At 68.2% G+C, this 9,439-nt stretch carries 12 protein-coding genes; 4 read left to right on the top strand and 8 right to left on the bottom strand.

The features are described 5' to 3' along the window. Window positions 1-125 precede the first annotated feature (125 nt). The 5 genes from ACWFRB_RS15540 to ACWFRB_RS15520 form a co-directional block, all read right to left on the bottom strand. The gene (locus ACWFRB_RS15540; protein WP_452642034.1) at window positions 126-1,301 is read right to left on the bottom strand and encodes an MFS transporter; all 1,176 of its coding nucleotides are present in this window, start codon (window positions 1,299-1,301) and stop codon (window positions 126-128) included. A 98-nt stretch (window positions 1,302-1,399) separates the two neighbouring features. Then, the gene (locus tag ACWFRB_RS15535) at window positions 1,400-2,056 is read right to left on the bottom strand and encodes a GntR family transcriptional regulator (protein WP_452642030.1); all 657 of its coding nucleotides are present in this window, start codon (window positions 2,054-2,056) and stop codon (window positions 1,400-1,402) included. A gap of 64 nt (window positions 2,057-2,120) precedes the next feature. Then, window positions 2,121-2,318: a hypothetical protein gene (locus ACWFRB_RS15530; RefSeq protein WP_136910916.1), complete on the bottom strand. Its 198-nt coding sequence runs from the start codon at window positions 2,316-2,318 to the stop codon at window positions 2,121-2,123. Window positions 2,319-2,521: 203 nt separating this feature from the next. Beyond that, window positions 2,522-2,944: a DUF2752 domain-containing protein gene (locus ACWFRB_RS15525; RefSeq protein WP_452642029.1), complete on the bottom strand. Its 423-nt coding sequence runs from the start codon at window positions 2,942-2,944 to the stop codon at window positions 2,522-2,524. Window positions 2,945-2,960: 16 nt separating this feature from the next. After that, complete coding sequence (locus tag ACWFRB_RS15520; RefSeq protein ID WP_452642028.1) at window positions 2,961-3,698, bottom strand: RDD family protein; 738 nt, start codon at window positions 3,696-3,698, stop codon at window positions 2,961-2,963. Between the two features lie 211 nt (window positions 3,699-3,909). Here ACWFRB_RS15520 and ACWFRB_RS15515 point away from each other — a divergent pair, with 211 nt between their 5' ends. Continuing rightward, window positions 3,910-4,275 (top strand): PH domain-containing protein, encoded by a 366-nt coding sequence (locus ACWFRB_RS15515; protein ID WP_452642027.1) that lies wholly within the window; start codon window positions 3,910-3,912, stop codon window positions 4,273-4,275. Here ACWFRB_RS15515 and ACWFRB_RS15510 read toward each other — a convergent pair. Then, a complete protein-coding gene (locus ACWFRB_RS15510) occupies window positions 4,265-4,951 on the bottom strand; it encodes a hypothetical protein (RefSeq protein WP_452642026.1) in 687 nt (228 codons plus the stop codon). The two genes, ACWFRB_RS15515 and ACWFRB_RS15510, sit on opposite strands and share 11 nt — an antisense overlap. A 193-nt stretch (window positions 4,952-5,144) precedes the next feature. On the opposite strand from ACWFRB_RS15510, the gene ACWFRB_RS15505 reads away from it, so the two are divergent. After that, window positions 5,145-5,960, top strand: coding sequence for an MBL fold metallo-hydrolase (locus tag ACWFRB_RS15505; RefSeq protein ID WP_452642025.1), 816 nt, complete (start codon window positions 5,145-5,147; stop codon window positions 5,958-5,960). A gap of 12 nt (window positions 5,961-5,972) precedes the next feature. On the opposite strand, the gene ACWFRB_RS15500 is transcribed toward ACWFRB_RS15505, so the two are convergent. Continuing rightward, entirely contained in the window at window positions 5,973-6,158 is a 186-nt protein-coding gene (locus ACWFRB_RS15500) for a hypothetical protein (protein WP_452642024.1), read from the bottom strand. Window positions 6,159-6,380: 222 nt separating this feature from the next. Here ACWFRB_RS15500 and ACWFRB_RS15495 point away from each other — a divergent pair, with 222 nt between their 5' ends. Further along, complete coding sequence (locus tag ACWFRB_RS15495; protein WP_452642023.1) at window positions 6,381-6,803, top strand: transposase; 423 nt, start codon at window positions 6,381-6,383, stop codon at window positions 6,801-6,803. Between the two features lie 475 nt (window positions 6,804-7,278). Here ACWFRB_RS15495 and ACWFRB_RS15490 read toward each other — a convergent pair whose 3' ends face one another. Continuing rightward, entirely contained in the window at window positions 7,279-7,878 is a 600-nt protein-coding gene (locus ACWFRB_RS15490) for a hypothetical protein (RefSeq protein WP_452642022.1), read from the bottom strand. A gap of 558 nt (window positions 7,879-8,436) precedes the next feature. Between ACWFRB_RS15490 and ACWFRB_RS15485 the strand changes: the two genes are divergently transcribed. Continuing rightward, window positions 8,437-8,883, top strand: a complete 447-nt coding sequence (locus ACWFRB_RS15485) for a hypothetical protein (RefSeq protein ID WP_452642021.1) — start codon at window positions 8,437-8,439, stop codon at window positions 8,881-8,883. Window positions 8,884-9,439: the final 556 nt, after the last annotated feature.

Below are 9,439 nucleotides of genomic sequence, written 5' to 3'. Positions count from 1 at the left end.
AAGCAGCTCCACTTCACGACAGGAGACCTTCGCTGTTCAACGACCAGTCACAGCGTGTCGTCGCAATCCCTCAACCAACCTGCCTGGGCAGTACAGCTAGGCCCGCCGCACCTCGCCGCCCGCGATCAGCGGGTCGGCAGGTGCGATCGACTCTTGACCAGCACCAGCACCAGGGACGCCCCGGCGACAACCGCGCCGATCACGAACAGCATCGGGTAACCGAACACCGTCGGCCAGGCCTGCACACAGAGCGCCATCGCCGCCGGCACCGCGAACCCGATGTAGGTCAGCGAATAGAACACCGCGGTGAGTCCCGCGAGGTCGTCGGGGCGCGCGATCCGCTGGATCTCCTGCAGCCCGGACACCAGCGCCATGCCGTACCCGCCGCCGAGCACGGCGGCCGCGGCCAGCGCCAGCGGGACCGTCAGCCGGTCGGCCGCGACCGCGCCGACCACCATGCCGACGACCAGGATCGCGAGCGCGACGGCGACGGCACGGGCGCTGCGCGGGGTGTCGATGCGCCTGCCCACCGCCTGGATCGAGAACCCCGCGGCCAGCGCGACCACGCAGAGCAGGGCCGAGAACGCGACCGGACGACCGCCGCTGTGCGGGGCCATCAGCGCGGGCATCACCGCGTAGGCACAGCTGGCCGAGCCGAACACCCACGGCGCGAGCGGCGCGATCACGTACCGGAACCGCAGGTGCCCTGCCGCCGGGATCCGCAGGTCCTCGCGGAGCGGGACCCGATGATCGGCCGGTACCGCCTGCCGGGTCTCCGGCGCCGCGAACAGCGCCACGCCCGCCGCCACCGCGATCGAGATGTGCACCAGGTAGGCCAGCGCGCTCGGCCACGGCGCCCACTGCGCGAGCACGCCCGCGACCCCGGCGCCGAGGGCGAACCCCGCGGTGAGGCTCATGGCCGCGCGCCTGGCCCCGGAACCGGCGCCCGCGCGCAGATCCCACGGCGTCGTCGACAGTTCCTTGAGCCAGCTGCCGCCGACCGCCATGCCGATGCCGATGCCGAGGCCGCTGAGGATGCGGCCCCCGACCAGCAGCGCTGAACTGTCGGCGCCGGTGGCGAGCACGAGGGAACCGGCCGCCGCGATGAACGGCGCGGGCAGCATCACGGGCCGGCGCCCGAGCCGGTCGGAGAGCGGGCCGCCGATGAGCAGGGCGGGCACGATGCCGAACACGTACGCGAACAGGAAGCTGTCCACCACGACCGGGGAATAGCCGTGGTCGAGGCGGTACATCACCAAGAGCGGAGTGAACTCGTTGCCGCCCCACGCGACGGCGAACATCGCCGCGGACACGAGCACCCACGGCGCCAGGGTCCGTTTCCGCGACCGGCCGGAGAGCGCGGCCGGAGCCGTCTCGGCCGCGACGTCGGTCTGCACGCTCATCGGGCACCGGCAGGCAGCAGCGGCAGGCCGTGCACGCGACGCATGTGCACCGTCACGGCGGCGTCGTAGCCGTCGGCGTCCGCCGCCTCGACCAGGTTTGCCAGCGCGGTGTGGTCGTCGATGATCGACGCGAGCTGCAGCGGGTCCCTGGCCAGCGAGCGAGCGGTCATCCGACGCTGCCGCTCGCGCAGGCCTGCGTAGAAGGTGACGAGCAGCGGGTTGCCGCCCGCGCGCACGATCAGTCCGTGGAAGTCGGCGTCGAGACCGCTGAAGCCGTCCACGTCCCGGCTCGCCGCCGCCTCGCGCTGGGCGACGAGGTTGGCGCGCAGCGCCGCGACCAACTCGGTCCTGGCGGTCTGGTTGCAGGCCACGGTCCGGACGGCGTCCGTCACGACGAGCCTGCGCGCGGCGACGACGTGTTCGGCCTCGCCGTCGGCGACGGGCACGATCAGCGCCCCGCGCTTGGGGTAGAGCCGCATCCAGCCCTCTGCCTCGAGCCGGAGGAACGCCTCGCGGACGGGGGTGCGGCTGGTTCCCATCTCGGTGGCGATCTCGCCTTCGCTGATCAGCTCACCACCGGGCAGCGCGGCGGACAGGATCCGCTCCTTCACCTCGCGGTAGACGACCTCCGCCGCCGAATGCAACTTAGACACAAGATGTATTTATACCGACCGATCGCGGCACCACCGCAGGTGGGGTGGCATTTCGGGTGCGGGCCTACGGGACCCAGTACTTGGCCGCGAGGTGCTCGATCACGGGATCGTCGTCGAGCGCCTCATCCAATGCGGCCAGGTCGTCGTCGAGCGCGACCAGTCGCGGATCGTTGCCTTCGCCGCGTTCGGAGGGATAGCCGCCGTCCTCGGCGATCTGACGCAACAGCTTCTCCCTGACGCGGTCCTTCAGCGATTCGGCCATAGCTGAGCATTGACCAGAGCGGCGGCCCTGTCGACCGGACGCGCCGAATCAGTCGTCGTGCTTGCGGAACACCCGACGCGCGATCGGGATCAACACGACCAGCGCGCCGACGAGCACGATCAGCGAGAAGATCTGCATTGCCATCGGATACCTCCGGGTCGAGTTTCGTCGTTCGTCGGGTGGGCGCGAGGACCGCCCCGCCGTCAGGTCGGGGCGAGCACCGCCCCCCATGGGGTGTTTCGCACCACGGTGAACACCGCCAACAGCACCAGTATCGCTGCCGTGGCGGACCTGCCGAGCACGATCATCCGGTCGTCGACTCCGCCCCACCGCCGCCGCAACCAGCGCATCCACGCCACCACCAGCACAAGCACCAGCGGCAGGATCAGCACGTTGCTCGACAGCGACCCGACCAGATCCCCGTGGGTGAGGTCGTTCACCGCGCGCAACCCACCGCAGCCCGGGCACCACCAGCCGGTGATCACGTGGAAGGGGCAGAACCCGTAGGCGCCCGCGCGGTGCGGGTCGCGCAGATACAGCAGGGTCGCCGCACCGAGGCCGGCCGCCGCGACCGCCAGCGGCGCGCGCAGCGAGCGGGCCCTGGTACCCGACTGCGTCATCGTCATCGCGTCACCGTCGTCCTCATTGCGGTGCGGTCACCGCGCCCTTGATCACGACGGAGGTGACCAGCATGTCGTGCCAACACCGGTGTCGCGGGTCCCACAGCGGCCACAGGAAGTTCAGGAAGCAGAGGTCGCCGAGAATCCACAGCAGCAACCACCGCACAAAGGCCATGCCGGGACCGAGCGGCCGTCCGTCCGCCTCGCGGACCACCGAGATGCTCAGCCATTTCTTGGCGAGCGTCTGCCCGGTGTTGCCCTGCCGGAACACCACGTTCCAGACCAGCAACGCGAGCGCCAGCAGGATGCCCGCCACCATGATGGCCACGCCGACGCCGTTGACATTCGTCAGCTCGCTGTCGGATTCGTAGTAGTAGTCGCCCGAATAGGTGGCCGTGACCGATCTCGCATCCTTGAATGCGATGAATGCCCCCAGCCCCGCGAGCAGGTAGCCCGGCAGCGGCACCACGATCCGGTCGAGCAGATACGCGCCGACCCGAGACCACCAGGAGGCATACGGATAGGCGGGCGGTGGAGGGCTTCCGTAGGGCTGGCCCGGCGGCGGATAGCCGGGCTGCTGCGGGTATTGCGGGGCGCCGTAGGGCGGCTGGCCCGGTGGCGGGTACTGCGGGGCGCCGTACTGCGGCTGACCGTACTGCGGCGGCTGCTGGCCGTACTGGGGCTGGGGCGGAGGAGGACCCGACGGCGGCGTTCCTGGCTGCGCGGGATCGGGCTGCTGGGGCTGATTCGGATCCGACATGGCGCCACTTCCTGTCCGCAGCGGTGGTGGTTCACTTCCCAAACCATAGCCCCGAACGACATTCGGCCACGTTCCTTGTCCGTCCGGTTCGCGGGGGCTACATTTCGCCTGATCCCAAAGCACGGGCAACGACGCCGGGATCGCTACTGTCGAGGGTCTTCGACGTCGGCTCCTGGGACTGCGGGACCGCGGCAGCGACAAGGAGACAGACATGACCGAACCGATATTCGACAAGTCCGAACAACTCAAGCAAGTACAACAGGCGATTCTCGACGGCGAGACGATCATTGCCGTCTACGACTGCATCGGTGCGGGCACCGGATTCATGGGACTGACCGATCTTCGCCTCGTCATTCAGGACAAGAGCTTCGTCGGCAGCCGAACCGCGATCACGTCCATTCCGTACAAGAATGTCCGGTCGGTGTCCTTTCTCAGCAACAAATCGTGGGCCGGGCATTTCTTCTCGTCGAGCAGCATTGCCGTTGACATCGGCCAGCAGACCTACGAGGCCGACTTCCGCGGCATCGAGAAGGCGCAACACGTGCACCGGTTGATCCTGGAGAAGATCACCCGGTAGTCCGAACTCCGCTCAGGTCGTACACATATCGGCTCGTGGGGATCACGTCCACGTCGGTGCTCGCGCCGAACGTGGCGGTGCTCTCGATCATGCGTGAGACCCGGCGGCCCAGCTCGGCGTCGTCCCCGCCGCTCCCGTAGAACGCGTGCGGATCGGTCATCGCGGCCATCGGGAACAGTTCTTCGACAAGGGCGTCGGCGCGAGCGTCCGGGGTGAGCGTCTCGATCACGGTGTTCTGCACGTAGCCGAACGTGGCCTGGGTCTCGATCGCCACGCTGGTGTGGTGGTCCTGCCAGCGGCGCAGCCATTCCGACCGATCCATCCCCGCGGGTATCCGCAACAACGCGAGACCGGCGAGGGCATCGGCGCGAACTCCGTTGTCCGACTCCGGGGGCGGGATCGGCGTCCGTTCGTCGACCACCCATCCCGCGATCCGGTCGGCCGCCGCCGAGAGGAGGCCGGTGACGGCCGCGACTTCGTGTGGAATCCAGACGCTGACGATCGCACCCACCGGCTGGTCATAGGTCGTCAGACGGAGCTGGGCGGGGGCGACGTCGGCGTCGTCGATGTTGACCTGGAGCCTGGTGGCGCCGAGCGCAGCCAGTTGCTCACGGAGCCGCTCCGCGAACAACGTCTCCCGCAATCGCGACCCCCAGAGGGCGTACATCAACTTCATCGTCGAATCCTCTCTGCGGCCTGGCATTCCGGCGGTGTCCAACCCAGGCGATCGAGCCGCGACCCAACGTAGGGTCACGCATCACCCCGGTCAATACCCAGTGCTCGGGTACTGAGTCCGACCACTCGACCCGGCGGCTCCTTCATCGGCCCGCGGTTGCGCCGGACACACCCAGGCCGGAGAGTGGTCCCCCGTGAGCCATCGCATCCACCACCTCAGCTGCGCGACGATGTGCCCGAGCGCAGGCCTCGTCCCTGGCCTCGCCCCGTCTCGCCTGGTCGCGCACTGTCTGCTGGTCGAGGGACCCGACGGCCTGACACTGGTGGACACCGGCTTCGGCACGGCCGACGTCGCCGATCCGATCGGCAGGCTCGGCCGGCCGTTCGTGATGTCGGTCGGCGCCAGGATGGACCTCGCGCTCACCGCCGTCGCCCAGGTGCGCGCGCTCGGCTACGACCCGTCGGATGTTCGCGACATCGTGGTCACCCACCTGGACGGCGACCACGCGGGCGGCCTCGGCGACTTTCCGTGGGCGCGCGTGCACGTGCACGCCGACGAGCTCGCGACCGCGCGCACCCGACCCACGCTGCTCGACAAGACGCGGTACAGCGCGAAGCAGTGGGCGCACGATCCGAACTGGGTCGAGCACCGCCCGGGCGGCGACCGGTGGTTCGGGTTCGAATCGGTGCAGGCGGTCAGCGCGGACGTGCTGCTGATTCCGCTGCGTGGACACACCTTCGGGCACAGCGCGGTGGCCGTGCGTCGTCCCGGCGGCGGCTGGTACCTGCACGCGGGCGACGGGTACTACTTCGCCGACGAAAAGCTGACCCCGCCCTCGTGCCCGCCGGGCCTGCGGGCGACACAGATCCTGATGGAGATGGATCGCCGGTCGCGAATCGCCAACCAGGGCAAGCTCCGCGAGCTGCACGCCGCTCACGGCGACGAGGTCACCATCATCTGTGCGCACGACGCGAGCGAGTTCGAGGCGCTCGCCGCCATCACCGACTGAACACTGGTTCGGCTATCCGGCGAGGTCGTCCGGGCCGATCGGGTCGGCGTCCCAGAGCGCCTGGGTGACCGGCGGCCGGGTCCGGAACCGGTTGACGACGACGAACCCCACCGCGATGAGTGCGCCCACCACGGCGCCCGTCACGACGCGGCGACATGCGCGGGTGGACTTCGTCGGCTCGAGTTCGGTGGAGGTCATGCGAGGAGTGTCCCGCACTCTCGCGCAAAACTCGAAAGGCCCCTCTCCCGCGGATGCGGGTGAGGGGCCTTTCGGGTGGAGCCGCCCAGGGCGTGTTTCAAAAGTAGTTCGGCCATCGGCCACCAGCCTTCGACTGCGTGAGCATGTCGGTGTCGCTGAATGAGCGAGGTCTCCGGTATTTGGGTTTAGCGACCAAGCACAACCCTGAATATCGGAGACCTCGTGCCCAGCGTAGCGACGTCGGGGCGGGCGGATCTGGCCGACGCGCAATGGGCTCGGCTGGCTCCGCTGCTGCCGCGGGGCAAGAAGGCGGTCCGTCCGCCGAAGTGGACGAAACGGCAGATCATCGACGGCATCCGCTGGCGAATCCGAACGGGAACGCCGTGGCGGGATGTGCCGGCCCGGTACGGGCTATGGCAGACGGTGTACGGCCGGGGTGGCACGTTGTTCTGCGAAATCGAGTACCGAGGGCTCCCCGAGTACGGCGACCGGCCGTTCACGATCGCGGTGGATGCTCGGTTCGACCGCAATCTCTCCGCGCAGGTCAAAATCGTTCTCTCGGCGACGGTCCCACCGAGCGCTGACTCGATGCGGATGCCGTGCGGCGATCAACTGCGACGCGTGTTCGAGGCCCTGCGCCAGTAAGTAGTCGGAGCCCGAATCGGGCACCAGCCCTTCGCCCGGGGTACGCCGAACTTCGGGCTGCCCGATGATTCGGCGTGATGGTTCTCGTCCGTATCGGTAGATGGTTCGACGACACGAGGAGGAACTGCCATGCCGAAGTTCGTCACGATCGGATACGGCGACCAGGCGGGGTACGACAGGACCGCAGCGGGGGTGCGGGATGCTGCGCACGCGCATGACGAGCGGTTGCCGGCGGCGGGAGCCGTTATGGGGATCGCGGATTCGCCCGTGCAGGTACGCAATCACGATGGCAGGGGAGTGACCGCGGACAAGGGTGCGTTCCTGTCGGTGGGGCTGCCCGTCGCGGGGTTCGCGGTGATCGAGGCGGCGGATCTGGAGGAGGCCGTTCGGATCGCTTCGAGGACCCCGTGCGCGGTTGCGCACGGGTCGTCGAAGTGTGGCCGCTGCTCGAGGCGCCGTAGCGCGGGTGGGCCGGTCAGGCTCCCCTGCGGACGAAGCCGACCGGTTCGCCGTCGCGCATGACCCAGAGCAGGGGTGAGATTTCGGCGTTGCCGTAGGAGTCGTCCACGAAGGTCAGGTAGACGAGTTTCATCATGGCCCGCACGGTCTCCTTATCGTCCATGACCGAGCTCGGGAAGGCGTACAGGCAGCGGCGGCGCGGGGCGGCGACGATGATCTTCTCGGAGTCCAGCAGCTCGTGGGCCTTGCGGAGCATGGCCGGGTCCAGAAGTTTCTCCGCGGAGAAGTCCTCGCCCGAGGCGTTCGCCACGATCAGGCCGGGCTGCATCTCGCCGACCTCCCACTCGTACTTCAGCTCGGCGAGATTGTGCATTGCCCAGTGGCGCAGCGCTTCCCCGTCGCCGGCCTCCGGATCGTCCACGGTGATCAGCTCGTATCGATCACCGGCGTCGCGGGTGTAGGCGATGATCAACTGCTCCCCCGGAGCCCCGATCCGCGCCTGCGGTACCAGGTCCGCGAACTCCCAATCCTCCGGCTTCAACAGCGGATACACATCGGCCAGACCGACTTCCGCCGTCGCGCTCTTGTCCCTGCCCCAGAATTTCCCGAACCCCACCGAAACTCCCATCGTGCGTACCGCGGGGAACTCCCATCCCCGCCGACCATGGACCCTACCCGTGCCGCCCGGTTGTCGCACCGCGAGTCACCCAGGGGTGCAAGCGAATCGGACTCAGGCTCGCGTTGTTCGGGGGTTGGGGTACTAGGGCGTGTTTCAAAAGCAGTTCGGCCATCGGCCATCAGCCGTCGACTGCGTGAGCGTGTCGTTGTCGCTGAATGAGCGAGGTCCCCCGACATTTGGGTTCAGCGACCAAGCAAGACCCTGAGTATCGGAGACCTCGTGCCCAGCGTAGCGACGTCGGGGCGGACGGATCTGACCGCTGCGCAATGGGCTCGGCTGGCTCCGCTGCTGCCGCGGGGCAAGAAGGCGGGCCTCCCACCGAAGTGGACGAAACGGCAGATGCCCGCTATTGCGGATGCGATCAGGATTGGCCCACCGCGCACGACGAGATGCCGCAGCCTCGTTGCCCGGGAACGGGTTCGGGTTCGGGTGGAGGTCCCGGCGCCGGTGATCTAGGTTGATCATCGTTCTATCTGCTCGTGATGGGGGAAATACGTGTTCGGCTTCTATGTGGCGATGCTGTTCGTCAGCGGAATCGTCGTGATCTGTGTGGCGCTGGGGGCCTCCGGACTGGACCCCGGCCGCCGCATTTTCAGCGGTCTCATCGGCACCGCGTTCCTGGGCTACGGCATCTACCTGGCCGTGTTCTTACACAGTGGTGAGTACCAAATCTTCCTCTGGGTCTTCATCCTCCCGTTCAGCTTGCTGGTCGACGCGGTGCGCACCGCCGAAGCCCCCGCGCCTCAGCGCCCGGACATTCGCCGCCGCCGCCCAGCCCCGGCCCCGGCACCGGCACCGGCCCCGGCCCCGGCTCCGCGTCGTACCGCCGCCACCCGCGAACGCATGGCCGCGGCCAAGTCTGCCCAACTCGATGCCCTTCGCGCCAAGCACGCCTCCAAGAGCGATGAGTTCGACGATCGCGGGCCGTCTACGCCTGCCTGACGAGAGGCATAGGGAACTGTCGCCGCGGCCAGCCTTCTTGACAGTGTCCTCGAGGTCCGTGAACGCCTTCTTATCCTGGTCGATGCTGCGGGTGAAGCGAGTGTCATCGAGGGTCAGGTACGCAACGAGCTCGCCTACGTTCAACACGTCAGGCCCCCTTCCGCTTGCACCTCGACTGCGACGTTGCGAAGGTTCTCGGCACGGGGACACGGATCTGGTGTTCTGCCGCGAGGATGGGGCGATGCTTCGCCCTGAGTGGGTGTTGAAGCGATTCCGTGCGCTCACAGCCGATGCTGGGCTGCCGGCCTGTCGTCTCCACTACCTTCGGCACCGGGCAGCCACACTCATGCTGACCAATGGCGTGCCGCTCGCAACTCGCCTCCAAGACCCTGCGTCACTCCCAGGTGTCCATCACGGCGGACCTGTACGGGCACCTGACACCCGAGGCTGCCCATGCTGTTGCCGATGCCCTCGGGGCCACCCTGGACCTCGCTGCTGCCGAGTCGTCAGCAGAGCGTTCAGCGCGAAGTAAGACCACATCAAGACCACTTCATGC

The sequence above is a fragment of the Rhodococcus sp. NPDC055112 genome, from assembly GCF_053607505.1.
The sequence above is the reverse complement of the archived record's forward strand: the minus strand, read 5'-3'. Positions and strand labels throughout refer to the sequence as shown.

Excerpts from the sequence above, each read along its gene's own strand:
- ACWFRB_RS15525 (WP_452642029.1), bottom strand. The coding sequence starts at position 2,944 with ATGACGATGACGCAGTCGGGTACCAGGGCCCGCTCGCTGCGCGCGCCG.
- ACWFRB_RS15510 (WP_452642026.1), bottom strand. The coding sequence starts at position 4,951 with ATGAAGTTGATGTACGCCCTCTGGGGGTCGCGATTGCGGGAGACGTTG.
- ACWFRB_RS15515 (WP_452642027.1), top strand. The coding sequence starts at position 3,910 with ATGACCGAACCGATATTCGACAAGTCCGAACAACTCAAGCAAGTACAA.
- ACWFRB_RS15530 (WP_136910916.1), bottom strand. The coding sequence starts at position 2,318 with ATGGCCGAATCGCTGAAGGACCGCGTCAGGGAGAAGCTGTTGCGTCAG.
- ACWFRB_RS15540 (WP_452642034.1), bottom strand. The coding sequence starts at position 1,301 with ATGTTCGCCGTCGCGTGGGGCGGCAACGAGTTCACTCCGCTCTTGGTG.
- ACWFRB_RS15500 (WP_452642024.1), bottom strand. The coding sequence starts at position 6,158 with ATGACCTCCACCGAACTCGAGCCGACGAAGTCCACCCGCGCATGTCGC.
- ACWFRB_RS15520 (WP_452642028.1), bottom strand. The coding sequence starts at position 3,698 with ATGTCGGATCCGAATCAGCCCCAGCAGCCCGATCCCGCGCAGCCAGGA.